The sequence below is a fragment of the Pseudoxanthomonas sp. JC1303 genome, assembly GCF_058448525.1.
Map to the genome: position 1 here is coordinate 1892933 of NZ_CP185958.1, position 26750 is coordinate 1919682.

The 26750-nt window shown below is 68.3% G+C and carries 18 protein-coding genes; 4 read left to right on the forward strand and 14 right to left on the reverse strand.

Translation table 11 applies throughout. The features are described 5' to 3' along the window. Positions 1 to 31: 31 nt before the first annotated feature. The 12 genes from ACORQU_RS08290 to acs form a co-directional block, all read right to left on the reverse strand. The gene (locus ACORQU_RS08290) at positions 32 to 1168 is read right to left on the reverse strand and encodes a glycoside hydrolase family 18 protein (RefSeq protein ID WP_491644523.1); all 1137 of its coding nucleotides are present in this window, start codon (positions 1166 to 1168) and stop codon (positions 32 to 34) included. A 76-nt stretch (positions 1169 to 1244) separates the two neighbouring features. Beyond that, positions 1245 to 2870, reverse strand: a complete 1626-nt coding sequence (locus tag ACORQU_RS08295; protein ID WP_491645014.1) for an FMN-binding glutamate synthase family protein — start codon at positions 2868 to 2870, stop codon at positions 1245 to 1247. A 231-nt stretch (positions 2871 to 3101) separates the two neighbouring features. Beyond that, entirely contained in the window at positions 3102 to 3908 is an 807-nt protein-coding gene (locus ACORQU_RS08300; RefSeq protein WP_491644525.1) for a rhomboid family intramembrane serine protease, read from the reverse strand. Between the two features lie 97 nt (positions 3909 to 4005). After that, positions 4006 to 4965, reverse strand: a complete 960-nt coding sequence (locus ACORQU_RS08305; protein WP_491644527.1) for a TerC family protein — start codon at positions 4963 to 4965, stop codon at positions 4006 to 4008. 296 nt (positions 4966 to 5261) lie between these two features. Further along, positions 5262 to 5738, reverse strand: a complete 477-nt coding sequence (locus ACORQU_RS08310) for a hypothetical protein (protein WP_491644528.1) — start codon at positions 5736 to 5738, stop codon at positions 5262 to 5264. Positions 5739 to 6003: 265 nt separating this feature from the next. Next, on the reverse strand, positions 6004 to 7086 hold the full coding sequence (locus tag ACORQU_RS08315; RefSeq protein ID WP_491644530.1) for an alpha/beta hydrolase: 1083 nt from the start codon (positions 7084 to 7086) through the stop codon (positions 6004 to 6006). 312 nt (positions 7087 to 7398) lie between these two features. After that, on the reverse strand, positions 7399 to 8316 hold the full coding sequence (locus ACORQU_RS08320; protein WP_491644532.1) for a hypothetical protein: 918 nt from the start codon (positions 8314 to 8316) through the stop codon (positions 7399 to 7401). 168 nt (positions 8317 to 8484) lie between these two features. Then, positions 8485 to 11184, reverse strand: a complete 2700-nt coding sequence (locus ACORQU_RS08325) for a bifunctional acetate--CoA ligase family protein/GNAT family N-acetyltransferase (RefSeq protein ID WP_491644533.1) — start codon at positions 11182 to 11184, stop codon at positions 8485 to 8487. 452 nt (positions 11185 to 11636) lie between these two features. Beyond that, on the reverse strand, positions 11637 to 13019 hold the full coding sequence (gene mgtE / locus ACORQU_RS08330; protein WP_491644535.1) for a magnesium transporter: 1383 nt from the start codon (positions 13017 to 13019) through the stop codon (positions 11637 to 11639). A gap of 238 nt (positions 13020 to 13257) precedes the next feature. Then, positions 13258 to 14964 (reverse strand): bifunctional isocitrate dehydrogenase kinase/phosphatase, encoded by a 1707-nt coding sequence (aceK, locus tag ACORQU_RS08335; protein ID WP_491644538.1) that lies wholly within the window; start codon positions 14962 to 14964, stop codon positions 13258 to 13260. 285 nt (positions 14965 to 15249) lie between these two features. Beyond that, positions 15250 to 15918, reverse strand: a complete 669-nt coding sequence (locus ACORQU_RS08340) for a response regulator transcription factor (RefSeq protein WP_271647784.1) — start codon at positions 15916 to 15918, stop codon at positions 15250 to 15252. A gap of 146 nt (positions 15919 to 16064) precedes the next feature. Continuing rightward, entirely contained in the window at positions 16065 to 18008 is a 1944-nt protein-coding gene (gene acs, locus ACORQU_RS08345; protein ID WP_491644540.1) for an acetate--CoA ligase, read from the reverse strand. 257 nt (positions 18009 to 18265) lie between these two features. Here acs and ACORQU_RS08350 point away from each other — a divergent pair, with 257 nt between their 5' ends. The 4 genes from ACORQU_RS08350 to zapE all read left to right on the forward strand — a co-directional run bounded on the left by ACORQU_RS08350 (position 18266) and on the right by zapE (position 23367). After that, on the forward strand, positions 18266 to 19660 hold the full coding sequence (locus ACORQU_RS08350; protein ID WP_491644541.1) for a DcaP family trimeric outer membrane transporter: 1395 nt from the start codon (positions 18266 to 18268) through the stop codon (positions 19658 to 19660). Positions 19661 to 19675: 15 nt separating this feature from the next. Beyond that, on the forward strand, positions 19676 to 21337 hold the full coding sequence (locus ACORQU_RS08355) for an MFS transporter (protein ID WP_491644543.1): 1662 nt from the start codon (positions 19676 to 19678) through the stop codon (positions 21335 to 21337). Between the two features lie 258 nt (positions 21338 to 21595). Next, the gene (locus tag ACORQU_RS08360) at positions 21596 to 22267 is read left to right on the forward strand and encodes an alpha/beta hydrolase (RefSeq protein ID WP_491644545.1); all 672 of its coding nucleotides are present in this window, start codon (positions 21596 to 21598) and stop codon (positions 22265 to 22267) included. Between the two features lie 11 nt (positions 22268 to 22278). Continuing rightward, on the forward strand, positions 22279 to 23367 hold the full coding sequence (gene zapE, locus ACORQU_RS08365; RefSeq protein WP_491645016.1) for a cell division protein ZapE: 1089 nt from the start codon (positions 22279 to 22281) through the stop codon (positions 23365 to 23367). An 800-nt stretch (positions 23368 to 24167) separates the two neighbouring features. On the opposite strand, the gene ACORQU_RS08370 is transcribed toward zapE, so the two are convergent. Both ACORQU_RS08370 and ACORQU_RS08375 read right to left on the reverse strand, forming a co-directional pair. Beyond that, complete coding sequence (locus ACORQU_RS08370) at positions 24168 to 25859, reverse strand: phosphoethanolamine transferase (RefSeq protein ID WP_491644547.1); 1692 nt, start codon at positions 25857 to 25859, stop codon at positions 24168 to 24170. Then, positions 25856 to 26581 carry a phosphatase PAP2 family protein gene (locus ACORQU_RS08375; protein WP_271647778.1) on the reverse strand — a complete coding sequence of 242 codons (726 nt, stop codon included), beginning with the start codon at positions 26579 to 26581 and terminating at the stop codon, positions 25856 to 25858. The genes ACORQU_RS08370 and ACORQU_RS08375 overlap by 4 nt, the downstream gene beginning before the upstream one ends. Between the last annotated feature and the right edge of the window lie 169 nt (positions 26582 to 26750).

Here is a 26750-nt window from a genome sequence, read left to right on the forward strand (position 1 = left end):
GCCGAGGCCGCCCTTGACGAGCGCCCCGCTGTTACGGTGCCGGCTGGTCGATGGCCTGGCGGACCACGTCCAGCAGGGCCTCGCCGTCGTCCTCGCGGTAGTCCCAGTACATCAGCCCGCCCAGGCCATGCGCGCGCACGTAGCGCACCTTGGCGCGCAGCGCCTGTGGGTCGTCGTAGCTGATCATCTGCCGGGTGGTTGGGTTCCACAGCCACGCCGCCTGTGCGTCCGGATCCCAGTAGCGAGTGAACCCGTGTTCGGTCAGCCGGCCCTGCACGATCTCCCGGTAGGATATGAAGCCGCCATCGCTGGCGAAGCGCTGGTAGAGCCCGTGCTGGGCCGGCTCCACCTCGCCGAAGCGGCGCCCGTAGAACGCCATGCCCACGTTGAGCTTGGCGGCCGGCACGCCGGCATCGAGGAAGTCCTGCACCGCGGCGATGCCGTTGCGCGCATGGGCCGGGTCCAGCGTCGAGGCGCCCAGGCCCGCGGCGTGGCCGGTGGTCGGGGTCAGGCTGCCGTGGAAGTCGTAGGTCATCAGGTTGATCCAGTCCAGCAGCGGCGTGATCCGCGGCAGGTCAAGGCCGGAGGCGAAGCGGCCCTCGGCCGCGGCGATGCTCAGTACGTAGTGGCGCCCGCGCGCGCGCCCTTCGGCGTCCAGCGCCTCGCGCAGCCGGCCCAGCAACGCGGCGAAGTTGGCGGTGTCGTCGGGGCTGGCGCTGATGCCGGCATCGTCCAGGGTTGGGTACTCCCAGTCGATGTCCAGGCCGTCCAGGTCATGGGCGCGCAGCAGGGCCATGGCCGTGTCGGTGAACACCTGGCGTGACTGCGCCGTGGCGGCCGCCTCGGAGAAATGTCCCGCGCTCCAGCCGCCGATGGACAGCACGATCTTCAGCTCGGGGTTGTCGCCGCGCAGCTTGACCAGCCCGTCCAGCGTGCGGGGGCCGTCGGCATCGGGCAGGTGCACGCGATGCTGCGCATCGACCACGGCGAAGGCGAAATTGATCACGTCCAGCTTGCGCGCGCTGATCGGCGGCAGGGTCTTGCCATTGGTCACATAGCCGATCAACTTGATCGGTCGTGCCGGGGCCGACGGCGGCGGCGTGCTGGTGCAGGCGGACAGGGCGATCAGGACAACGGCCAGCACGGCCGCGCGCAAGGCTGCGGTCACAGGGGGGATCTCCGGTGGTGGGGCGAGGGTTGGCGGGGCAGGGACAACGAGCGTGCCGGGAGGGAGGTCGATGGGTTCAACGCGACTTGCTCAGGCGCAGGTCGCGGATGCGGGCCGGGGCCTGGAACGAGTCGGCGCGCGCATCGGGCCAGAACTGCTGGAACACCGAGTGTTCGGGCAGGTTGCCGCCCAGCAGATCGCCGGGCGCCAGGAAACGGTACAGCGACGACAGCGCGCGGATCTCCACGGCCGAGACGCGACGCACGATGTGCTCCGGGCCCAGTTCGGCAGGGTCTTCCAGCCCGGCCGCCCCCAGCAGTTCGGCCAGCGCGCGCAAGGTGTTGGTGTGGTACTGGTGCACGCGCGTGGCCTTGTCCGGCACGTCCAGGTGGCGCCAGCGCGCGGGGTTCTGCGTGGCCACCCCGGTCGGGCAGCGATCGGTGTGACAGCTCAGCGACTGGATGCAGCCCAGCGAGAACATGAAGCCGCGCGCGGCGTTGCACCAGTCCGCGCCCATGGCCAGGGTCCGGGCGATGTCGAAGGCGCTGGTGACCTTGCCGGCCGCGCCGACCTTGACCTGCTCGCGCAGCGACAGGCCCACCAAGGTGTTGTGGACCAGCATGAGCGCTTCCTGCATCGGCACGCCCATGTGGTCGACGAACTCCATCGGTGCCGCACCGGTGCCGCCCTCGGCCCCGTCGACCACGATGAAATCCGGCAGCAGGCCACTTTCGTGCATGGCCTTGGCGATGCCGAACCACTCCCAGGGGTGGCCGATGGCCAGCTTGAAGCCCACCGGTTTGCCACCGGACAGCTCGCGCAGGCGCGAGACGAACTGCAGCAGCTCCAGCGGCGTGGAAAACGCCGAGTGACGTGAGGGCGACACGCAGTCCTGGCCGATCGCGACGCCACGCGTGTCCGCGATTTCCTGGGTCACCTTGGCCGCCGGCAGCACCCCGCCGTGGCCGGGCTTGGCCCCCTGGGAGAGCTTGATCTCGATCATGCGCACCTGTTCGAGGGTGGCATTGGCGGTGAACTTCTCCGCGTCGAACTGGCCGTGCGCGTCGCGGCAGCCGAAGTAGCCCGAGCCGATCTCCCACACCAGGTCGCCACCGCCTTCGCGGTGGTAGGGCGAGATCGCTCCTTCCCCGGTGTCATGGTAGAAGCCGCCACGCGCCGCGCCGGTGTTGAGCGCGCGGATCGCGTTGGCCGACAGCGCGCCAAAGCTCATCGCCGAAATGTTGAACACGCTGGCCGAGTACGGCTTGGGTCGGCCCGCGCCGATGGTCACGCGGAAGTCGTGGTGATGCACGTCGGTGGTGGCCAGCGAATGGTTGATCCATTCGTATTCCGGGGCGTAAGTGCTGCGCAGCGTGCCGAAGGGCACCACGTCCATGACGTTCTTGGCCCGGCGATAGACCAGCGCGCGCTGCTGGCGCGAGAACGGCACATCGTCCAGGTCGCTCTGCACGAAGTACTGGCGGATCTCCGGCCCGATCGACTCCAGTCCATAGCGGAAATGGGCCAACACCGGATAGTTGCGGCGCAAGGTGCTGTTCCGCTGCAGTACGTCGACCAGTCCCAGCACGCTGGGCGCGGCGGCAATGGCGGCGACCCACCACCATCCTGGCCAATGCATCGCCAGCATCACGCTGAGGACCAGGATCAGCAGGGCCGCAATCCAGCCCAGGTAGCGGAGCATCATCGTCAAAGACCGGCAAGAAGCACGCCGGCAAGTCTAGAGGGTGTTGTGCGCTTCCTGACAGGTTCCTGCCATCGCATGTCATGGAGAGCGGAGCTTGCTCCGCTGGAGCCTTGCCGATGAGCCGCCCGGAAAGCAGTCGAATCCCCAATATGGATTGAGACGCGCTTTGCGCGACAGGAAGATGCGGCCCGCATCGTGCGCGGGTTGAACGCAGTCTGCCAAGCCAGGTCAGTCCAGCCGCGGTGGTCTGTCATCCGGCGCGTGCCGCGGCGTGGTCGGCGCAGGAAACGGCAGCACCACGCCACGCGGCGGTGTCGGGCGTTCCCACAGCACGGGCACGTCGCGTGGCGAGGGCGGTTCCAGCATGTCGGCCTCGTCAGCCAGCACCTGTTCTTCCTCCAGCTCCCAGCTGTAGCGCTTGCGGGGCAGGGGTGGGTCGGCGCGACGGAACCACCAGGCCGCCAGCAGCCCGGCCACCGCGCCCCCCAGATGGGCCTGCCAGGACACCCCCGGTTCGCGCGGCAGCACCGTCAACAGCATGCCGCCATAGAACAGGAAGGCGATGAAGCCGGTGGCGATCGCGGCGCGGTCGCGGCGCAGCACCCCCAACCCGATCACCAGGAACATCAGCCCGTGACCCAGGCCGCTGGCGCCCAGATGGCGCGTCCCGGCCTGGCCCAGCCACCATGCCCCCAGGCCCGCGCCCAGCCACAACAACGGAATCGCGCGCAAGGTGGCCTTGGGATACACGCTACCCGCCAGCGTGCCCAGCATGAGCAGGGCAATCGCATTGGAGGTGATGTGTTCGACCGAGCCATGCAGCAGCGGCGCGGTAAGGATGCCGATCAGCCCCTGCGCGCTGTGCGGCGCGATGGCATAGGGGCGCCAGTCGAAGCTGCCTTGCGCCGAGTACGCCAGGACCAGCAACGCCACGAAGGCCAGCGCCGCATTGAACGCACGCAGCAGGCGCCGCCGGTCGGCACGCGCCTGGGCAGCCGCATCGTGGCGCGGATCATCGGGATGGTAGGCGTCCATGCCCGCTTCGATGGCGGCAACCTGGGCCGAAAACAAGCGTTGCGACGTTCCCGTCCATGGAACGTCGCAACGCGATGCGTGTGCATCAAACCCGCTTTCAGTTTTCCGATGCTGGCTTCGGCGGCCGTGCCAGGCTCAGCCACACGGTGATGGCCAGGATGCCGAACACCACGCCCAGCGAGACCAGCACCGGGATCTTGATCAGGTCGATGACCAGCATCTTGGTGCCGATGTAGACCAGGATCACCGCCAGCCCGTAGGGCAGCAGGTGGAAGCGGTCGGCCATGCCGGCCAGCAGGAAGAACATCGCGCGCAGGCCCAGCACCGCGAACACATTGGAGGTCAGCACGATGAACGGGTCGGTGGTGATGGCGAAGATCGCCGGGATCGAGTCCACCGCGAAGATCACATCGGTCACCGCGATCAGGATCAGCACCGCGAACATCGGGGTGAACCAGCGCCGGCCATCGCGTACGACCGACAGCGCGTTGCCTTCGTAGCCATCGGTCAGGCGCAGGTGCTTGCGCATGAATTTCAGCGCCGGATTGGTTTCCAGGTCCGGCTCACTGCCGGCCGAGAACCACATCTTGATGCCGGTGAACAGCAGGAACGCGCCGAACACGTACAGCAGCCAGTGGAACTGGTTGAGTAGCGCCGCGCCGGCGAAGATCATGATCGCGCGCAGCACGATGGCGCCCAGCACGCCGATCACCAGCACGCGCTGGCGCTGCTCCTCGGGCACGGCGAAGTAGCTCATCACCATCAGGAAGACGAAGATGTTGTCCACCGCCAGCGACTTCTCGACCAGGTAGCCGGTCAGGAACTCCAGGCCGATGCGGTTGGCACTGGCGATATCCATCGTCTCGCGCAGGTACCACCACAGCCCGCCGTTGAAGGCCAACGCCAGGGCGACCCAGCCCAGCGACCACCACACCGCCTCCTTGAAGGTGACCTTGTGCGGCCCGCCGTGGCGCATCAGCACCAGGTCGGCCAGCAGGGCGGCGATCACCACCACCACGAATCCGCCCCAGAGCCAGGGGTTTGCAATCGTCTGCATGTCGTTTCTCCACGCGTAAGCCAAGGGGGAACGCGAGGGCGCCAGTCTGCGCGGAGGAGGTCTTCCAAGGGGAAGTTCCGGGGCACACACCTTCGCCGTTGCGGCGAAGGTCTCGCTCACAGCCGGCCGTGGATCACGGCGCGGTTGCCGCTGGACCGGGGCACAGGGCCCGTCATGACGATCTCAGCGCGTGGGAGCTACTCCCCTTCTGTCATCGATTGTCGCGGCGCGGCGCGCGCTGGGTCAACGCCCAGGCTGAGCGGGGCGTTCAGATCGGGGCCGATCTGTCCACATTGTCACGGGGACTCGTCTTGCGCCGACCAGCGCATCGCCGCGCCCGAGGCCGAGCGCGGGCCCGGGTAAGGCCGCCCGTAGTAGCCCTCATAGGGGCCGCCGCCGAAGGGACCGTCGCTTTTGCTGACGTGGATGTCCATGCGCATGACGCTGGTACGGCCTTCGTCGCTGGTGAAGGCCTTGGCCACGCTGAGGTCGGCGGCGTTGTAGGTGCTGCTGCCGTAACCCTTGGAATACCCGACCCCGGTGGTGAACGCGCCATGCAGGTGGGCCTTGCCATCGTCCAGTTCCGAAGCGGGTCTGGCTGGGTCGGCTTCCACGGCCGGGCCGCTGTGGTCGCCGTAGTAGGTGCCTGGCGGATCGCCCGCGCCGGAAAAGCGCGTGTCGTCCTTGAGCTTGAGATTCAGCGGCTGGGTCTGGGCCAGCGCGGCAAGCGGGGCGCAGAGCAGCAACAGGGAGGCAACGGCGATGGATTTCATGGCGGCGGACCTTGTAGTGCGTGTCCGTTGCGCGGTGAGGGCCGTCTGACCAGTGGGCCGGCAAGGATCACCCGCCCACGCTAGCAGCCGCGCGTTAAACCCACGCTGGCCGAGGCGGTGTGCGCCGGCACAATGACGGGCAGGCTCGGCGCCAACCTGGCGCTGCCCGGGATGGGCCGGCAGCTGCGCGTCCCGGGCGCCCTGCGGCAACTGGTCCCATGCGCCGGTAGTTCCCATACCCATCGTTCGGCGCGACGGGCAAGTCCTAGCGCGCCTGGCGGCCAGCGACCGATGCGTGGCCAAGATGACGGTCGAAGAAACGCCAGATCACCGCGTACGCCTGGCGCGACTCGGGCAGCTCGGGATCGACGAAGAACGCATGCCACATGCCGTCCCACACGTGCAGCTCGGCGTCCACGCCGGCCGCGTCGAGCAGTGCGTGGCTGTGCAGCACCGAGCTGAGCGCGAAGTCGCGGCTGCCGCTGATCAGCAGCGTGGGCGGAAAGTGGGCGAGCATGGCCGGCGAATTGGCTGGAAACACCAGCGGATCGGACAGGTCGGCGCCGCGGAAATAGGGATAGTCCGAGAGCCTGGGCGGCCCGGCCGGCACCTGCTGCCCTTCCAGCGCGGCCGAGGTGTAGATGGAGTCGCCATCGGGCGCGGCCACCGATCCACAGAAGGTGCCGACCGCACCGGGCAGCGGCAGTTTCTTCGAAATCAGGCGCGCCACCACCTGCGCGGTGAGATAGCCGCCGGCCGAGCAACCGTAGATCCCGATGTCCTGCGGGCGATGGTCGCGCAGCAGCGCGCGGTAGACGGTTTCCACATCCTCGCTGGCCGCCGGGAAGCGGTGCTCCGGCCCCTGACGGTAATCCACCGAGACCACCTTGATCCTGCCGACGCCGGCGATGGGAATGGCCTCGGCCAGCGCACCGCTGCGCGCGCCCCACAGGAATGCGCCCCCATGCAGGTTGATCAGCACACGCGCCTTGTTGGCCGGCGCGATGCCGTCGGCCGGCTCGGCCACGTCGGCCAGCACGCCGTCGAAGCGCGCCTCGCTGGTGCGCACCGGCCATCGCTTGCGCATGCGCGCGACGCGGTCGCTGTTCTGCGCGTCGTAGAACGCGCGCGCCGCGGCGATGTCCTTGCCGGGGCCCTCGCCGCGCGCGTGCGCATCGAGCATGGCCTGGAGGCGCTCGCGCGCCTCGGGCGAGGCATAGGCCGACAGCGGCACCTGCACGCCATTGAGCGGCACGCGCGGGTCGGGCACATCCGCGGCATGCGCGGCCCAGGTCGAGGCGAGGAGCAGCAAGAGCCCGCTCCAGCGCGACAAGGCGGAGATGTTCAAGGCGATGCTCCCGAGCTGGACGGAAACGAAATGTCCCGCCAAGCGCCCGCCGGTGGAAGTAGACCAAAGTGAATGCCTGGGGCGGTCAGGTGTCGTGAGCTGGGGTGGCGTCGCGTCGCTGCAGCGGGTTGCAGAAGCATGTCTGCAGACGCCGGCGGCGCTTTCCCGCCGGGGGCATGGCGTCAGGCGCTTCTTGCCATTTGCCTACGCCCGCCACGTCTCTACCGTCGGCATGCCCAACGAGACCAACCGCGCCGCTGCTGCGCCGTTCGGCAAGCCGCCATCAGCACCCTGCACTGCGCAGCCGAGCGCTCAGTCGCTGGCGCGACGGCGGGCACCGCCGCGCAGGCGCTGCCATAGCCGCGACAGGCGCGTGGTGGTGGGCGGCGGGGGCATGGGCGCATCGGCCGCGGCATCGCCAAGCGCGTCCGCCTCGCCCTCCAGCACGGCGTGGCCGCTGAGGTAGGCGGCGTTGAAGAAGGCGCGTGCCGCGCCGGTATCCATCTTCAGCTGTGCCGCCGCCTCGCTGGCGGTACTGGCCTGCTTCAGCAGCAGCGTGCACAGCCGGAAGTCGTCATGGCGATGGGCCAGTACGCGGAAGTCCGGCCACTGGCGCATGCGCAGCGCGGTGGACTCGGTCAGCGGCGCGATCAGCTGCGGCACCATGCGCATGCGCAGCGCCGTCTGCCACAGCAGCGGGGTCAGCGCCATGCTTGGATCCTGATCGGCCGGTGCGATCGATGTCGCCCGCAGCAGCAGCCGGTCGAAGCCCGGCCCGAGCAATCCCGGCACGATGTCCACCGCCTGGCGCGCGCTGTGCAGTGGTATGGCCTGGCCCGCGACGAAATCCAGATGCAGCACGTCCACGCCATCCAGGGACAGCACCGCCTGCGCGGACCGGGCGCGGAGTTGCTCGCGGATCTGCTCGGCGAAGGGGCGCGTGGGGCCGGCCGGGGTGCGGCCGGTCTCGGCATGCGGGGCATGCAGGGTCTGCAGCACCTGCCGGATCGCTTGCTCGTGCAGGGGTGCCGTTCCCTGGCTCGGGTCGGACAAGCGTCCGCCGGCATCGACCAGCCACAGCGGTCGGTCGGACCGTGCCTGGGCCAGGCGCGTGTCGTTCGGTAGCGCCGCCGGCACCTCGCGCAGTACCAGCAGATCGCAGGCGTCCAGGTCGTGGACCAGCGTCAGGCCGTTGGCGGGCAGGGCGGCAATGCGCTGCAGGCGGCGCATCAGCGCCACTTCGGTTTGGAGATCAGAGCCTACGATTGCGACCCGCACCACGTCACGCCCCCTGTTGCCCAGCCCGCGCCGACGGCGCATGGGTCGAGCCTAACGCGCGGTTGATGCACCGCGACAGGGGCCAGTGCCCGGAAGGTGACCCCGGGCCCGTTTTGCCGCTCAGGGCTCCCCCCGGGCGGCTTGGATCGGCAGGGTCACGTTGGTGATGGAGGCATCGTCCGGGTCGGGCTTGAGGGTGAAGCCCAGCTGCCGGCACATGGCCAGCATGGTGCGGTTCTCGCGCAGGACCTGGCCCTCGACCTGACGCAGCCCCTGCCAGTGCGCGTAGTCGATCATGATCCGCATCAGCTGCCAGCCCAGGCCGGCGCCCTTGAGGTCCGAGCGGATCAGGATGCCGTACTCGCCGCGGTCGTAGTCGGCGTCGGCCAGCAGGCGTACCGCGCCGAGCATCTCGCCGTTGCCCGGGTCGATGGCCACCAGGGCGATGGAACGTGCGTAGTCCAGCTGGGTCAGGCGCGCGATGAACTCGTGGCTGAAATGCTTGACAGACTGGAAGAAGCGCAGGCGCAGGTCCTCGTCGGTGACCCGGGCGAAGAACGCGCGGAACAGCGCGTCGTCCTCCGGCCGCACCGGCCGCACAAAGGCCTCGCTGCCGTCGGACAGGGTGATGTGGCGCTCCCATTCCTTGGGATAGGGGAAGATCGACAGACGCGGATGCCCGCGACCCTTGTGCAGTTGGCGCGAGGGCGCCACGGCGATGCGCGCGTCCACCGCGACCACGCCGCTGGCGTCGGCCAGCAGCGGATTGATGTCCAACTCGCGGATCTCGGGAATGTCGGCGGCCAGCTGGGCCAGCTTGACCAGGACCAGTGCCACGGCACGCTCGTCGGCGGCGGGCACGTCACGGTAGGCCTTGAGGATGCGCGAGACCCGGGTGCGGCCGATCAGCTCGTGGGCCAGGCGTAGATCCAGTGGCGGCAGGGCCAGGGCCACATCGTCGATCACCTCCACCGCCGTGCCACCGCGGCCGAACACGATCACCGGGCCGAACACCGCATCGTCGGCGATGCCGGCGATCAGCTCGCGCGACTTGGGGCGCAGCACCGTGGGCTGGACCACAACGCCGTCGATGCGCGCCTCCGGGCGCAGCCGGCGCGCGCGCTCGATCAGCGCGGTGGTGGCCGCATGCACCGCCTCGGCCGAGACCAGGTTCAGGCGCACCCCGTCCACGTCGGACTTGTGGGGGATGTCCGCCGAGAGCACCTTGACCGCGACCGGCAGGCCTTCGTCCAGCAATGGCTGGGCCAGCTTCACCGCGGCCTCGGCGTCGGGCGCGGCCCAGATACGCGCGGTGGGGATGCCGTAGGCGCGCAGCACGCCGGTGGCGGCAATCGGGTCCAGCCACTGACGGCCATCGGCCAGCGCCGCCTCGACGATGGCGCGGGCGGCGCCGACATCCACCACGAAATCCTGCGGCAGGCTGGGCGGCGTCTCCATCAGCGCGGTCTGGGCCTCGCGATAGCGCACCAGGTGCATGAAGCCGGCCACCGCGTCGGCTTCGGTCGCATAGTTGGGAATGTGCGCGGCGTTGAGCGTGGTCAGGGCGGCCTCGCCACCGCCCAGCCACACGGCCAGCACCGGCTTGGCCCGGCTGTGGCGGGGGCGCTGGCCCACGACCTGGGTCAGCGCCTGCGCCGCATCGGCCGAGGAGGTGAAGGCGGTGGGGACGTTGACCACCAGCACCGCGTCGTTCTCCGCGTCGGCGAGCAAGGCCTCGACCGCGGCCGCGTAGCGCTCACCGTCGGCGTCGACCACGATGTCCACCGGGTTCTCGCGCGACCAGTCCGGCAGGGCCTGGTCCAGGCGCGCCACGGTGGCCTCCGACAGCCCGGCCAGGGTGCCACCGAGGGCGCCGAGCTGGTCGCGGGCCAGGGCGCCCACGCCGCCGCCGTTGGACAGGATCGCCAGGCGCCGGCCAGGAAAGGTGCCCAGTCGACCCAGGGTCTGGGCGGCGGCGAACAGCTCGTCCAGCGCGCCCACGCGCAGCAGGCCGGCGCGTCGGAAGGCGGCGTCGTAGACCGCGTCGGGGCGGGCCAGGGCCTGGGTGTGGGTCGTGCCGCCCGTTTCGCGCCCACGTCCGGACTTGACCACCACCACCGGCTTGCCGCGCGCGGCCGCACGCGCGGCGGACATGAACTTGCGCGCGTCGCGGATGGATTCGACGTAGAGCAGGATCGCGCGGGTGCGGTAGTCGGTGGCGAAATGGTCCAGCAGGTCGCTGAAGTCCACATCCAGCGCGTCGCCGAGCGAAACCACCGCGGAGAACCCGACCTGATGTGCGACGCCCCATTCCACCAGCGCCGCGGCAATGGCCGAGGACTCGGAAATCAGCGCCAGGTCGCCGGGCAGTGGGGTGTGTGCGGCGATGCTGGCGTTGAGCCTGGCGTGCGGGGCGATCACGCCCAGGCAATGCGGCCCGAGGAGGCGCAGGCCATGCGCGCGCGCGGCACGCTCGGTGGCTTCGGCCAGCGAACCGGGGCCGTGGCCCAGGCCGGCGGTGAGGATGATCGCGGCGGCCACGCCGCGCTCGGCCGCAGTGGCCACGACCTTGGGTACGGTCCGCGCCGGCGCGGTGACGATCACCAGGTCCGGCACGTAGTCCAGGTCCGACAGCCGCGGGACGGTGTCCACCTCGTCGATGCGCTTGTAGCGCGCATTGATCCAGGCGATCCGTCCCGGGAACCCCGCCGCGCGCAGGTTGCGCACCACCGCCCGCCCGGCCGAGCGATCGCGCGGGCTGCCGCCGACGATGGCGATCGAGGTCGGCGCGAACACGGACTTGAGGCGGTAGGTGCTCATGCGATGGCAGCGGCGATCTGGAAGCGGGACATCGCCCCACACGTTACACGGCGGGGCGATGCCCTCGCATGACGCGCTACGCGAGCGCAGGCCTGGTAGAACTCGTTAGAACCCCGCTAGCCGCGGTGGGAGCCGCCATGGCGGCGAGGGGCTTGATCGGTAACGCCTCATCGCCGCCATGGCGACTCCCACTCAAAGCGATCGAGCGCGCTGCGCAATCCCGTCCACAGGCCCAGCCAGCGAAACTTTTACCGTCGTTCCCGCGAACGCGGGAACGACGGGGCTGGAGGTTGAGATCAGGCGGCCGATCGCTGGCGTCCCATAAGCCGGTGCGAGGGCGGCCCAGCGCATCCGTGGGAGCCGCCATGGCGGCGAGGAGCTTGACCGGTAGCGCCCCATCGCCGCCATGGCGGCTCCCATCGCGGCTCCCATCTCCACCGACGGTGGTTCGCCTACAACAGCGTCCCGCTCAGGATCAGCAGGGCGATGCTGAAGTAGATGACCAGCCCGGTGACATCCACCAGCGTGGCTACGAACGGCGCCGAGGCGCTGGCCGGGTCGAAGCGCAGCCGCTGCAGCGCGAACGGCAGCATCGAGCCGGCCAGCGAGCCGAAGGTCACGATGCCCACCAGCGCCGCACCCACGGTCAGGGCCACCAGCGGCCAGTGCGGGCCGTAGTCGTAGATTCCCAGCCGCTGCCAGGCCACCACGCGCAGGATGGCGATCACGCCCAGGATCGCGCCGAGCAGCATGCCGGTGGGCAGCTCGCGCAGGGCCACCCTCCACCAGTCGCGCAGGCGCAGCTCGCCCAGGGCCAGGGCGCGGATCAGCAGCGAGGTCGCCTGCGAACCGGAGTTGCCGCCGGAGCTCATGATCAGCGGGATGAACAAGGTCAGCACCAGCGCCTTGTCCAGTTCGCCCTCGAAGTGCTGCATCGCGCTGGCGGTGAGCATCTCGCCCAGGAACAGCGCGCACAGCCAGCCCGCGCGCTTGCGGATCATCCGCCAGAAGCCGATCTGCATGTACGGCGCGTCCAGCGCCTCCAGGCCGCCGAACTTGTGCGCGTCCTCGGTGCCTTCCTCCATCATCGTGTCGATGATGTCGTCCACGGTGACGATGCCCAGCATGCGGCGTTGTTCATCAACCACGGCCAGCGAGAGCAGATCGTGGCGGCGGATCAGGCGCGCGACTTCCTGCTGGTCGGTCAGCGGCGAGACGGTGACCGGCGGATTGACCTGGGCCACGGTGAGGATGTTGTCGGCAGGCTGGCCGGTGATCAGCCGGCGCAGGGTCACGACCTGCTGCAGGACGTCGCTGCCGGGAGCCAGCACGTAGATGGCGTACACGGTCTCGCGCTTGCGCTCGACCTCGCGCACGTGGTCCAGGGTCTGGGCCACGGTCCAGTCGGCCGGTACCCCGACGTACTCGGTGGTCATCAGCGCGCCGGCGGTGCGCGGGCGGTAGCGCATCAGCTTCTGCACCGCGTGCGCACTGGCCGGCGCGCGCGCGGCCAGGTCGGCCAGGGCTGCGGCCTGGTCGGTCAACTCCAGCGCCTGGACTAGGTCGGCGGCGCGGTCGTCGGCCATGCCTTCGAGCACGCGCGCCCGGCGCGGGCGCTGCAGGGCCTGCAGCAGCTGCGGGCCGCGCAGCAGCTCGGGCGCCTCGAGCACATTGATCGCGCGCGTGTCGGACAGGCGGGCGAAGGTCGCGTCGGCCAGGGCGGGTTTGAGCTTGTTGAGCCGCTCGACCACGTCGGCGGTGTTGAGCGGACGCAGCGCGTCCAACTGGGCGGCCACCGCGTCGGTGGTCTTGAAGGAGAAGTGCTTCAGGTTCATCGGAACGGCCTGGTTGGGCAGCCGCAACGGCCGCCTGGCCGAACCCGATCAGGACTCAGCGCGCAGCCACCGTTGACGGCAGACAAGATCGACTGGAAGGGTCGCTGGGCATGAGGAAGGGGGCTTCACCAAAGGAACCGACACGCTGTGGCTGCGCCGGGCGGGCGGCAGTCTGTGCCTGCATCCGAAAGGCGTCAATCACTTTTTTGTGGCGGTGTATGGCAGGTGTGCGCGGCGTTCAGGCTACGCGCAGCGAGGGCGGATAGGGAGGGGTGTCGGGATAGCGGTCCTGCGCCAGCGCGGCTTGCAATTCGCGCCACCAGGCCGGATCGAACAGCTGCCCATGCACCGCGCGCACGGCCTGGGCCAGCGCGGCGGGCAAGCCCATGAACTGGGCGAAGCGCTCGGGGAACACGTCGCCCGGGGCGACATGGAACCAGGGCTCGTCGGCCATCTGCTCCTCATAGCTCTGCGCCTGGGGCCAGTCGCGGAACTGGCAGTCGGTGATAAGCCGCACCTCGTCGTAGTCGTAGAACACCACCCGGCCGTGGCGCGAGACGCCGAAGTTCTTCAACAGCATGTCGCCAGGAAAGATGTTGTTGCGGGCCATGTCCACGATGGCTTGACCGTAGTCCAGCGCCGCCGCGCGGGCGGCCTCGGCCGGCTGCTCGCGCAGGTACAGGTTGAGCGGGCGCAGCCGGCGCTGCACGTAGCACAGGGCGATGATCACATCGTCCCCTTCGAAGGTCAGGCTGCCAGCACAGGTGTCGCGTAGTTCGGCCAGCAGCGCCGGGGCAAAGCGCGCGACCGGGAAGCGCAGCGCGCGATACGGCTGCGCGTCGAGCAGGCGCCCCACCCGGTCGCGGTTGAACACCAGCGCATAGCGCTCCTGCACTTCCTGCCGGGTGACCTGCTTGGTCTCGGCGAAGCGGTCGCGGATCAGCTTGAACACCAACGGATAGCTGGGCAGGGTGAACACCGCCATCACCAGCCCGGGTGTGCCCTCGGCCTGCACCAGCTGCTCGCCGGGGTGATCGCCGAAGTGATGGTAGAAGGTGCGGAAGCGCTCGGTCTTGCCCTGCTTGGCGCGGCCCAGCACGGTGTACAGCTCGTCGATGGGCTTGTGCGGCAGCAAGGTGCGCAGGAACACCACCGCATCGCCGACCGTGGGCAGGTCGGCGTGGAAGTAGCTGCGCGAGATGCCGAACAGCTGGGCCACGTCCGCGCGCCGGGTCAGCACCGCGTCCACGCGCAGGCCGGCCTCGTCGTGGATCAGCGCGATCATGCACGGCGCAAAGCGCGTCTCGCCCAGCACCCGGCCGACCAGGTAGGCGCGGCGTTCGCGATAGAACACCGTGTCCAGCAGCTCCACCGCGCGCACCGGCTCACCCCAGCCGGCCAGATCGTCGTGCAGGCGTACGGCGATGGCGGCCGCGCAGCGCGCCTGGTGCGCATAGGGCACGGCGAACACGTAGTCGCCCAGCAGCCGGGCGAAGGTGTCCACCGGCCGGGTCTGCGAGACCAGATAGTTGTGCCGCGCGACCGGATGGGTGATGGCCTCGGTGGGCGCGATGTCCAGCGCCACAAACTCCACCTGCGCATCCACGCCCTGGGTGCGGAAGAAGCGCCGGGTCAGCGTGTTGTAGAAGGTCTTGTACAACTCGCGGTCGATCTGCGCGTCGATCAGGGTCGCGTAGCGCTCGCGGATGGCATGCCATAGCGTGCGGTCGAATGCGCGCGGGCCCATCACCGCCTGCAGGCGCAGCCGGCATTCGTCCACACAGGCGTCGTAGAGCGCGATGCGCTCGACCGCATCGTCGCGCGCGCCATTCCAGTCGCGCTGCGCAAAGCGCAGCTTCGCGCGCCCGGTGATGTGCGCAAAGCGCGCGTGGTAGTCGGCGAAGGCCTCGTCGATCAGCGCGGCGTAGGTGGCGGCATCATCCATGCCACAGACCTCGTGGGAGCCGCCACGGCGGCGAAGAGCGTTTCCGGGAAGGCGTCATCGCCGCCATGGCGGCTCCCACAGGCGTGTTCCCGGCCTCTGTACCCGCAAAGCACGGGGTGATGCGCGCATAGCGCGCGTGGTAGTCGGCGAAGGCCTCGTCGATCAGTGCGGCGTAGGTGGCGGCATCATCCATGCCACAGATCTCGTGGGAGCCGCCACGGCGGCGAAGGGCGTTTCCGGGAGGGCATCATCGCCGCCGCCATGGCGGCTCCCACCGAGGAACGCTTATTCCTGGTCTTCCGGGGGCGGGATCAGGCCATCGGGATCCACCGACAGGCGCCCGGCCATCAGCACAGCCTGGGTGCGATTGGTGACGCCCAGCTTGCGCAGGATTGCGGTGACGTGCGCCTTGATGGTGGCTTCGGACACGCCCAGGTCGTAGGCGATCTGCTTGTTCAATCGGCCGGCGCCCAGCATCTGCAGCACGCGGAACTGCTGGGGCGTCAGGTCGCGCAGGCGCTGGGCGACTTCGTGTTCATCGCGGCCGATGGCCGGCGCGTTGTGCGCCTCCTCCGGCGCCCAGCGCTCCCCATCGAGCACCTGGCCGATGGCCTCGCCGATGGTGTCCGAATCGACCGACTTGGGGATGAAGCCCATCGCGCCGTGGTCCAGCGCCCGGCGCATGACCGCCGGCTCCTCGCGCGCGGACACCACCACTACCGGCAGTTGCGGGTGCAGGGCGCGCAGGTGGACCAGGGCGTTGAAGCCGTGTGCGCCGGGCATGTTGAGGTCCAGCAGCAGCAGGTCCGCATCGGGGTTGGCCTCCACCAGGGTGTACAGCGCATCGACGCTGTCGGCCTCGTGCAGGTGCACGCCGGGCAGCACGCGCTGGACGGCGCCGCGCAGGGCTTCCCGGAACAGAGGATGGTCGTCGGCAATCAGCAGTGTGGTCATGGAAGCGGGGATCGTGGTGTGGGGGTCGTGCCGGTGCGTCTCCCCGTCGCGCGCATGCGCCGGGGATTCGTACGTGGCCCGGCTGGCATAGTGCCAGACCAGGCGATCGGCTTTCGACGCGTCACTGGCCACGGTGCCCATGCCTCCTACTGGACCTTGCGCTCGGACACCAGCGAATCCACCACCGAAGGATCGGCCAGGGTCGAGGTGTCGCCCAGCTGATCCGGTGCGTTCTCGGCGATCTTGCGCAGGATGCGACGCATGATCTTGCCCGAGCGGGTCTTGGGCAGGCCCGGCGCCCACTGCAGGTGGTCGGGCGAGGCGATCGGCCCGATTTCCTTGCGCACGTGGGCGATCAACGCCTTGTGCAGGTCCTCGCTGGGCTGCTCGCCGGCCACCAGGGTGACGTAGGCGTAGATGCCCTGGCCCTTGATGTCGTGCGGGAAGCCCACCACGGCCGCCTCGGCCACCTTGGGGTGGGAGACCAGGGCGCTTTCCACCTCGGCCGTGCCGATGCGGTGGCCGGAGACATTGATCACATCGTCCACCCGCCCGGTGATCCAGTAGTAGCCGTCGGCATCGCGGCGGCAGCCGTCACCGGTGAAGTAGGTGCCCGGATAGGTGCGGAAGTAGGTATCGATGAAGCGCTGGTGGTCACCGTAGACCGTGCGCATCTGGCCCGGCCAGGAGTCCTTGATCACCAGGTTGCCCTCGGCCTCGCCCTCCAGCTCGGCGCCATTGGCATCGACCAGCGCCGGCTGCACGCCGAAGAACGGCACTGTGGCCGAGCCGGGCTTGAGCGCGGTGGCGCCGGGCAGCGGGGTGATCATGTGGCCGCCGGTCTCGGTCTGCCACCAGGTGTCCACGATCGGGCAGCGACTGTCGCCGACCACCTCGTAGTACCAGCGCCAGGCTTCCGGGTTGATCGGCTCGCCGACCGTGCCCAGCAGGCGTAGCGACTTGCGCGAGGTCTTCTTGACCGGCGCTTCGCCGTCGCGCATCAGGGCGCGGATCGCGGTCGGTGCGGTGTAGAACAGGGTGACCTGGTGCTTGTCCACGACCTGCCAGAAACGCGAGTTGTCCGGGTAGTTGGGCACGCCCTCGAAGATCAGCGAGGTGGCGCCATTGGCCAGTGGTCCGTAGACGATGTAGCTGTGGCCGGTGACCCAGCCCACGTCGGCCGTGCACCAGTAGATGTCGTCGGGCTTGAGGTCGAACACCACCTCGTGCGTGTACGCCGCCCACAGCAGATAGCCGCCGGTGGTGTGCAGCACGCCCTTGGGCTTGCCGGTCGAGCCGGAGGTGTACAGGATGAACAGCGGGTCCTCGGCGTTCATGCGCTCCGGCTCGCAAGTCGCCGGCTGGCTGTCGACCACGTCATGGAACCAGCGGTCGCGCGGGGCCTGCATGTCCACCGCACCGCCGGTGTGCTTGACCACCAAGACGGTCTCCACGCTGTTGGTGCCCGGCAGCTTGAGCGCGGCATCGACGTTGCTTTTCAGCGGGATCTTCTTGGAGCCGCGCAGGCCCTCGTCGGCGGTGATGATCAGCTTGCTGCCGCAGTCAATCACCCGGTCGGCGATGGAGTTGGGCGCAAAGCCGCCGAACACCACCGAGTGCACCGCGCCGATGCGCGCGCAGGCCAGCATCGCCACGGCCGCATCGGGGATCATCGGCAAATAGATGGTGACCCGGTCGCCCTTGACCACGCCCAGGCTGCGCAGCGCGTTGGCCAGCTTGCATACGCGTGCGTGCAGCTCGCGATAGGTGACGCCGTAGCTTTCCGAATCCGGACTGTCCGGCTCGAACAGCAGCGCGACTTTGTCGCCATGCTTGTCCAGCTGCCGGTCCAGGCAGTTGACGCTGGCGTTGAGCTCGCCATCGGCGAACCACTTGATGCGGAAGTCTTCCAGGTCGTAGCTCACGTCCTTGATCTGAGTGGGCTGCTTCATCCAGTCCAGCCGCTGGGCGGCCTTGGACCAGAATGCCTCCGGATCCTCGACCGAGGCGCGGTAATCCCGCGCATACGTGTCGGCATCCACCAGCGCCTGCTTGGCGAATGCGGGATCGACGGGGTACAGATCGGACATGGAACTACCTCCTTCTCAACACGGTGGATATGGACAAGCCGGGGTGGGGTCCGGCCAGCCTTTTCGTCGTCCACAAGTTTGACCGATCAGTGGTTTGCGCAACGCAGCAAGCCCGTTAGACCTTGGTCTTAAAGTGAGACGCGTTTCGACCAAAGACGAATGGTTGCGGTCATGGGGCACGCGCAGTCTGCGCCCACGTCCTCGGGGAAAGGACGTTCCAACCGTGTACGACGCGGACTTCCTGGGAGAGAAGGGACATGACCACACGCATCGCTTCGATGTCGCGCCGGCCGCTGACGGCTGCGTTGACGATCGCCTTGCTGCTGCCTGGCGTTGCATTGGCTGACACCAAGAAAGAAAAGGAACTGGAGGCCCGTGTGGCCCAGCTCGAGGCACAGGTCCAGGCGCTGCTCAATGCGCAGCAACAGCAGCAGTCGCAGTTGACCCAGACCCAGGGCCAGGTCACCCAGGCCCAGACCCAGATCGACCAGGTACGCACCTCGGTGGCCACGGCCCCAGCCGGCAAGGCGCCGATTCAGTCCCAGTCCATCGTCTCCGGCGCGATGCCGAACACCACCTTCACCTTCGGTGGCTTCATCAAGTTCGATGGCATGTACACCGACACCTCCGATGGCCGCATCACCGACGGCTCGGCTGGCCGCCTGTTCTACGTCCCGGCCTCCATTCCGGTGGGCGGTGCCGGCGCGGACGGCGGCGATGGCTACACCGACTTCCACGCGCAGTTCTCGCGCTTCAACGTCTCGATGGATACCGTCACCGAGAACGGCGACAAGCTTAAGGCGTACATCGAGGCGGACATGTTCGGTGGCGGCAGCAACACGCTGGCCGGCAACGAGACCTCGACCAACACCTATGCGCTGACCCTGCGTCATGCCTACGTCAGCTGGAACCACTGGCTGGCCGGCCAGACCTGGACCAACTTCATGGCCCCCGAGGCGCTGCCGGACGCGGTGGACTTCCTTGGGCCCACCGATGGCGTGATCTTCGTGCGCCAGGCACAGCTGCGCTATACCAACGGGGGCTTCTCCATGTCCCTGGAGAATCCGCAGACCACCATGAGCGCCTATTTGACGGGTGCGCGCTCCAACTCCGGCGACAACGCGCTGCCGGACCTGACTGCCAAGTGGGCGACCAAGGGCGACTGGGGCAGTTTCAGCGTGGCGGGCCTGTTGCGGCAGTTCAAGTACCTGGACCAGGACAAGAGCGGCGGCGCGCTGAGCGTGTCGGGCAAGCTCAACATGGGCAAGCGCGACGACCTGCGCTTCCAGGTCAATGGCGGCAAGGGCGTCGGCCGTTACATGGCCCTGGGCCTGGCGCCGGACACCGTGCTCGATGCAGACGCCGATCTGCATGTCGAAAACGCCTATGGCGGCTACGTCGCCTGGCGCCACCTGTTCTCGCCGCAGCTGCGCGGCAATCTGATGTATTCGGCCGCGCTGCTGGACAACGACCCGCAGTACACCGGCTACGGCGTGACCGAGCGGTCGCAGTCCTGGCACGCCAACCTGATCTATTCCCCGTTCCCCAAGCTCGACCTGGGTGCAGAACTTACCTGGGGCCGCCGCGATCTCGAAGACGACCGGTCCGGCGACCTCAAGCGCATCCAGACATCCGTGAAGTACAGCTTCTAAAACCCGGAGACCTCCATGGCCACCACTGCTTCTTCGCATTCCTCAGGGGGCACGCTGACCTCCGGCCACAAGCGCGTGATCCTGGCGTCCAGCCTGGGTACCGTGTTCGAGTGGTACGACTTCTTCCTCTATGGCTCGCTGGCGGCGATCATCGCCAAGCAATTCTTCAGCGGCGTCAACGAGACCACGTCCTTCATCTTCGCGTTGCTGGCCTTCGCCGCGGGCTTCTTCGTGCGGCCGTTCGGCGCGGCCTTCTTCGGCAGCCTGGGTGACCGTATCGGCCGCAAGTACACCTTCCTGGTGACGATCCTGATCATGGGCCTGTCCACCTTCCTGGTGGGCGTGTTGCCGTCCTACGCCAGCATCGGCTTTGCCGCGCCGGTGATCCTGATCATCTTGCGCCTGGCCCAGGGTCTGGCCATGGGCGGCGAGTACGGCGGCGCGGCCACCTATGTGGCCGAGCATGCGCCCGCCAACAAGCGTGGATTCTACACCAGCTTCATCCAGTGCACCGCCACGGTCGGCCTGTTCCTGTCGCTGACCATCATCCTGGCCTGCCGGACCCTGCTAGGCAACGAAACCTTCGAGGCCTGGGGCTGGCGCATCCCGTTCCTGGTGTCGATCATCCTGCTCGGGGTGTCGGTCTGGATCCGCATGCAGCTCAGCGAGTCGCCGCTGTTCCAGCAGATGAAGTCCGAAGGCAAGGGCTCCAAGATGCCGTTCCGCGACAGCCTCAAGGGCGGCAACCTCAAGCTGATGCTGGTGGTGCTGCTGGGCGCCACCGCCGGCCAGGCGGTGATCTGGTATGGCGGGCAGTTCTATGCGCTGTTCTTCCTGACCCAGGCGCTGAAGGTGGATGCCACCACCGGTGCGCTGCTGCTGGCCGGCGCGCTGCTGATCGCCACGCCGTTCTTCCTGTTCTTCGGCTGGCTGTCCGACCGCATCGGCCGCAAGGTCATCGTGCTGGGTGGCTGCCTGCTCGCCGCGGTGCTGTACATGCCGCTGTTCAAGGCCTTGACCCATTACGCCAACCCGGCCATCGAGGAAGCCCGGACCAGCGCCCCGGTGGTCATCCAGGCCGATCCGGAGACCTGCAGCTTCCAGTTCGATCCGGTGGGCAAGAAGTCCTTCACCAGCTCCTGCGACATCGTCGCCACCGCCCTGACCAAGGCTGGCGTGCCGTACTCGGTCAAGGCCGCGCCGCCGGGCACGGTGGCCGCCGTCAACGTGGGCAACAACCAGATCAACGCCTACGAGGGCGGCGGACTGTCCAAGGAAGAAAGCAAGGCCAGATCCGATGCGTTCGTCAGCCAGCTCAAAGGCGCCCTGACCACGGCGGGCTATCCGGAGAAAGCCGATCCGGCGCGGATGAACAAGCCGATGCTGGTGGCGGTGCTGTTCGTCCTGGCCTTGCTGGTGACCATGGTCTACGGCCCCATCGCCGCATGGCTGGTGGAGCTGTTCCCCACCCGCATCCGCTACACCTCCATGTCGCTGCCGTACCACATCGGTAACGGCTGGTTCGGTGGGTTCCTGCCGACGATCTCCTTCGGTTTGGTGGCCGCCACCGGCAACATGTACTACGGCCTGTGGTATCCGATCGGCATCTCGCTCATGACCCTGGTGCTGGGCATGATCTTCCTGCGTGAAACCAAACACGTGGATATCACCAAGTAGACAACTCCCTGGGAGGGGCGCCACGGGCCGGGGCGGAGAACGCCGGCCCACACCGATGCCGGTCCGTGAGGGCCGGCGTCGCTGTGTCTGGGCCCACACGCGTGCCATGGGCTGCCGGGCACCGAGGTGCGTCTCGGTTGCGGGACTGCCCTGATGCACCGGTCGCTGCGTGCCTGGACGCGCAGCGCGCCGCAGCTGGCCCGTCGCCGCGGAGCGCTTGATCGGGCCTGCGCAGGCGTCGGCGTTATCATGGCGCCCATGCCAACCCCCGCATTCCCCAACGCGTCCGGCACCTTGCTGCTGGACGGGCCCGCCGGCGCCCTGGAAGTGGCCGTGGACCTACCCGAGGCCGACGTCCCGGCCGTCCGCGCCATTGCCGTGGTCTGCCACCCCTTGTCCACCGACGGCGGCACCCTGCACAACAAGGTCGTGACGATGGCCGCGCGCGCGCTGCGCGAGCTGGGCATCACGACCGTGCGCTTCAATTTCCGCAGCGTCGGCCAGTCCCAGGGCCAGTTCGACGACGGTGTCGGCGAACAGGAGGACCTGGCCGCGGTGGTCGCCTGGGTCCGCGATCAGCAGCCGGACAAGGTGCTGTGGCTGGCCGGGTTCAGTTTTGGCGCTTACGTTTCGCTCAAAGCCAGCGCCGCACTGCAGCCGCAGGTGCTGGTCTCCATCGCGCCGCCGGCAGGACGCTGGGATTTTTCCGGGATCCAGCCGCCGTCGCGCTGGCTAGTGGTGCAGGGCGACGCCGACGAGGTGGTCGATCCGCAGGCCGTCTACGACTGGCTGGAGGAGATCGGCGACCAGGCCCCGCATACGCTGGTGCGCATGCCCGACACCAGTCACTTCTTCCATCGCAAGCTGATCGACCTGCGCGGCGCCATTGAGCACGCGGTCAAGGGCTGGCTGCCGGCGGCGGGCGCGTGAGCGCGCCGCAGGTGGACCTGCTGCCCTCGCAACGGTATGCGCAGGGCGCCAAGGCCGGCCAGTGGAGCGATGACCGTGCCCAGCATGCGGCGCTGGCCGAGCTGGACCGCATCCACGCCGCCCTGTGCGAGGAGGAGCAGGACGGCTTTCTGGACCGCCTGTCGGCGTTCTGGAAGAAGCCCGCCCCGGTCAATGGCTTGTATTTCTGGGGTGGCGTGGGCCGCGGCAAGACCTTCCTGGTCGACCTGTTCTACGACGGCCTGCCGGTGCGCCAGAAGCATCGCACCCACTTCCACCGCTTCATGCGCGACATCCACGAGCGCCTGCGTGAGCACGCCGGGCAGAGTGATCCGCTGGCGCGCATCGCCCAGGAGTGGAAGGACTCGCTGCGGGTGCTGGTGCTGGACGAGTTCTTCGTCACCGACATCGGCGATGCGATGCTGCTCGGGCGCCTGCTGGAGCGCCTATTTGCCCAGGGCGTGACCCTGGTGACCACCTCCAACACCGCGCCGGAGAATCTCTACAAGGACGGCCTGCAGCGCGAGCGTTTCCTGCCGGCCATCGACACCCTGGTCAAGCACTGCAAGGTGCTCTACGCCGAAGGCGAGCAGGACTATCGCCTGCGCGCCCTGACCCGCTCGCCGGTGTACCGCGCGCCGCTGGATGCCGGGGCCGAGGCGTGGTTGGCCCAGCGCTGGGAGGAGCTGGCCGGCGCGCCAGCACAGGGCGGGGAGATCCAGGTCGACGGGCGCGCGATCGCCCTGCGCGGGCGGACCCAGGACCTGGCGTGGTTCGACTTCGCTGAGCTGTGCGAAGGCCCGCGTTCGACCACCGACTACATCGAGCTGGCGCGGGAGTTCCAGACCCTGGTGATCGGCGGCATCCCGACCTTCGACCGGCTCAACGAAGACGCCGCGCGCCGTTTCGTCAACCTGATCGACGAGGTCTACGACCGCCACGTCAAGCTGGTCTGCAGCGCGGACGCCTCGCCGGTGGCGCTGTATTCGGGCACGCGCCTGGCGGGGGCGTTCGAGCGTACGGCTTCGCGTCTGATCGAGATGCAGAGCGCCGAGTATCTGGGGACGCCGCATCGGGGCTGATTCGGCGCAGGCTTGCCTGTGCCTGTGCCTGTGCCTGTGCCTGTGCCTGTGCCTGTGCCTGTGCCTGTGCCTCTGAGCCGTTGTTGTCGCTTTGGTTGTTGCATGTGCTTTTCGCTTCCCCTGTCTGAGCCGTAAAGCGAGCCGAGCATCGCAGGAAGACGGGGCCGAAGAGTCGCCCTGTTTGAGCGCAGCGAGTTTGGGCGACGTGCCCTGGCTTCCGAGAAGCGCAGGGGACCGCCGCGTAGCGGCGGCGAGTGTCCGGCGAGTAACGGTTTTGCTTCCTTTTGCCAAGACAAAAGGAAGTCGCGCCCGAAGGGCGTGAAAGCTTTTGATCCTGCTTAAAGCTTCTCAATTTTGAGCAAACCCATTTTGCTCGGGTGCGCTTGATGAGTGGAGAAAAAGGCATCGCACCTGCGGCGCGACAAGGGCAAGGCTTTCGCGCCTTGCAGGCGCGAGTGACTTTTGTCGCGGCAAAAGTCACCAAAACCGCGACTCGCCGGTCCCAAAAAGGGGATTGAAAACGCGCGCCGATGCTGCGCATCGGTGCCCTGCGCTCCTCGCAAAGCAGGGCACGGCGCCCAAACTCGCTACGCTCAGACAAGGCGCCTCTTCGGCCCTGCTTTGCTGCGGTGCTCGGCGCGCTTTACGGCTCAGACAGGTGAAGCAAGGCGCAAAAGCAGAAGCTGTCCGGCAACGGCAACGGCAACGGCAACGGCAACGGCAACCGCAACTGCAACTGCAACTGCAACTGCAACTGCAACTGCAACCGCAACCGCAACCGCAACCGCAACTGCATCGAGCTACCGGCTTGCTACTACCTTGCCTCGGCATGGCGCGAACAGGTCACGCGAGCGGTCATAGAGCGAGGTCTTCACGTCCAGCAGGCCCAGCACCGAGGGAAACAGGTTGTCGTGGCCGACCCGTTCGCCCGCGTGCTGGCGCAGGCACTGCGTGTCCAGTCCCTCGTCATGGGCGAAACCCTCGCCGAACCACATGATCATCGGGATGTGGGTCTGCTCCTGCGGCGCGATGGCGTAGGGCACGCCGTGCAGGAACAGCCCCTTCTCGCCCAGCGACTCGCCGTGGTCGGACATGTACACCAGCGCGGTGTCCACGTCGGTGCGGGCCTTGAGCTGGTCGATCAGGCTGGCCAGGACGTGGTCGGTGTAGCTCAGCGCGTTGTCGTAGGCGTTGACGATGTCCTGCTGGGAGCAGCGACCCAGGTCGGCGTTTTGGCAGGCCGGGATGAAACGTGCGAACTGAGGCGGATAACGGTCGTAGTAGCTGGGACCATGATTGCCCAGCATGTGCAGCACCAGGACCCGGTCGGCGCTGCTGCCCTTGGCCATGGCGAGCGCGCCGTCCAGATCCTTGAGCAGGATGCCGTCCCAGCAGCGCTCGGCGTTGCACAGGTCCGGATCCTTCGCATTGGTCACCGACTGGGTCGGCAGGCCGTCGCACACACCCTTGCAGCCGGCCTGGTTGTCGCGCCACACCACGCCGATGCCGGCATGGTCGAGCACGTTGAGCAGGGACTGGTGTTGGCGGATCCGCTTCTCGTCATAGTCGTGGCGGCCCCACGGCGAGAACATGCACGGCACCGAGACCTCGGTGGCGGTCCCGCAGGAGTGGGCATCGGGGAAGTTGATCACGTCGGCCTTGCCAAGCGCTGGCGTGGTGTCGCGCGCATAGCCGTCCAGGCCCCAGTTCTTGGCGCGCGCGGTCTCGCCCACCACGAGCACCAGCAGGCGCGGCCGGGCGCCGGCCGGCCGCGCCGCCACCTGGACCGCATCGGTGCCGATGGGCAGTTTGGGTTGCTTCTGTCCTGGCGGGCCGGACACGCTCACGTTGATCAGCGAGAAGATCCAGTTGCCTGGCGTAGCCAGGTACCGCAGGTCGTGCTGATTGCGCATCAGCGCCGACAGCGGCTGATAGCCGGCCATGGCCGCCGCGCCGGTGGCGATCAGCGCGCCGGCCAGCAGCGCACTGCGCGCTGCGAGCGCGCGCGGCCACGGGCGCCGCTTCAGGCGCACCCACCACAGCAGCGCCACCGGGATGCCGCCCAGCAGCAGCGGGATCAGCAGCGACCAGGTGATCAGCTCGGAAGACTCGCGCCGGTCGGTGGCCAGCACGTTACGGATCATGTCTGGATCCAGGTACAGGCCGAACTTGACCATGAAGTGCGAGGCGAATGCGGTGACCAGCAGTACCACCGTCAGCAGCGGCTTGGCCGTCCAGCGGTTGACCACCAGGCCCAGCAGCAGGGCATGCAGGGCAACGAGGAGCACCAACAGGGCCAGGGCCATCCCCCACTGCCGATCCAGCGAGCTGATCGCCGCCGACCAGAAGCGGGCGTTGCTGAACACCGCGAAGTACAGGCTGGTCACCAGTACCAGCGTCTCGCTGGACACCACGGGCCGACCGTCCTGCCAGAAGCGGGTCCCTTTCACAGCGGCGGCGGGCGGATGGGTGGCGGTGGAGCGGGAGCTCATGTACGCGTGTTCCAGGAGGGCAGCATGAAGCGCTGCACGAGCCGTGCCATACACCAGCAGGTGGTAGCCGCGGCGATGTCATGGGAGAGGAAATGCGCGCCGCGCAGCTGCTGGCCGATCCCGAAGGCCAGGCCGATCATCGCGCCGATGGCCAGCCCGAACCAGCCCAGCCGCGGCCGGACCGCGCCCAGGCCGAAGAACAGCGCCAGCCAGCCGTAGCCGGCGCTCGCATGGCCAGCCGGGAAGCAACGGCCGGGTCCATAGGCAGCCGGACGCGCTTGCAACAGCTCGATGTAGGGGTGGGCGCCGCCGTAGCGGGCCAGGTCCCAGGGGCAGTCCACCAGCGTCCAGCCCTTCATCCAGGACACCAGCAAGGGCCCGGCTACCGTGGCGACCAGCAGGTAGTTCAGCGGTTTGCCCCAGGTCCGGGCGGCAGGCTTGCGGACCAGATAGATCCGGACCGCCGCCAGCGCCAGCCAGGCCACCACGTCCAGCCGCTTGCCCCACTGGTGGACCAGCGTTTCGGTCGCCCAGGCGTGCTCCAGCGCCCACCGCCCGCCCTCCCAGGCGTAGAGGTGATCAGCCAGCCACAGATCCCCGCCAGCGCTCTGCAACAGCGCAATGGCCACGGCTGCCGCACACAGCGGGCCCCACAGCAGGAGATCGGGATGGAGACGTGGAACGCTGGACGCACGCGCCCGGACCAGAACGGTATTGGACATGGCAAGGCAGACGGCTCACCGGAAACGCCACCATGCTGGACATTCCGCTGTCGGAGCACCGTCGGAGCGACGTTGGCCGCGCTTAACCAATCAAGTCACGTGTGGCTATGGGAACATGGGCGCCGGCGCCGGTTCCCACGGGATTCCGACAGCCCGCGCGTGCAAAATC

Coding starts and splice junctions, on each gene's coding strand:
- ACORQU_RS08295 (WP_491645014.1), bottom strand. CDS start 2,870: ATGCTCCGCTACCTGGGCTGGATTGCGGCCCTGCTGATCCTGGTCCTC.
- ACORQU_RS08300 (WP_491644525.1), bottom strand. CDS start 3,908: ATGGACGCCTACCATCCCGATGATCCGCGCCACGATGCGGCTGCCCAG.
- ACORQU_RS08305 (WP_491644527.1), bottom strand. CDS start 4,965: ATGCAGACGATTGCAAACCCCTGGCTCTGGGGCGGATTCGTGGTGGTG.
- ACORQU_RS08310 (WP_491644528.1), bottom strand. CDS start 5,738: ATGAAATCCATCGCCGTTGCCTCCCTGTTGCTGCTCTGCGCCCCGCTT.
- ACORQU_RS08320 (WP_491644532.1), bottom strand. CDS start 8,316: ATGCGCCGCCTGCAGCGCATTGCCGCCCTGCCCGCCAACGGCCTGACG.
- ACORQU_RS08325 (WP_491644533.1), bottom strand. CDS start 11,184: ATGAGCACCTACCGCCTCAAGTCCGTGTTCGCGCCGACCTCGATCGCC.
- mgtE (WP_491644535.1), bottom strand. CDS start 13,019: ATGAACCTGAAGCACTTCTCCTTCAAGACCACCGACGCGGTGGCCGCC.
- aceK (WP_491644538.1), bottom strand. CDS start 14,964: ATGGATGATGCCGCCACCTACGCCGCGCTGATCGACGAGGCCTTCGCC.
- ACORQU_RS08340 (WP_271647784.1), bottom strand. CDS start 15,918: ATGACCACACTGCTGATTGCCGACGACCATCCTCTGTTCCGGGAAGCC.
- acs (WP_491644540.1), bottom strand. CDS start 18,008: ATGTCCGATCTGTACCCCGTCGATCCCGCATTCGCCAAGCAGGCGCTG.
- ACORQU_RS08350 (WP_491644541.1), top strand. CDS start 18,266: ATGACCACACGCATCGCTTCGATGTCGCGCCGGCCGCTGACGGCTGCG.
- ACORQU_RS08355 (WP_491644543.1), top strand. CDS start 19,676: ATGGCCACCACTGCTTCTTCGCATTCCTCAGGGGGCACGCTGACCTCC.
- ACORQU_RS08360 (WP_491644545.1), top strand. CDS start 21,596: ATGCCAACCCCCGCATTCCCCAACGCGTCCGGCACCTTGCTGCTGGAC.
- ACORQU_RS08370 (WP_491644547.1), bottom strand. CDS start 25,859: ATGAGCTCCCGCTCCACCGCCACCCATCCGCCCGCCGCCGCTGTGAAA.
- ACORQU_RS08375 (WP_271647778.1), bottom strand. CDS start 26,581: ATGTCCAATACCGTTCTGGTCCGGGCGCGTGCGTCCAGCGTTCCACGT.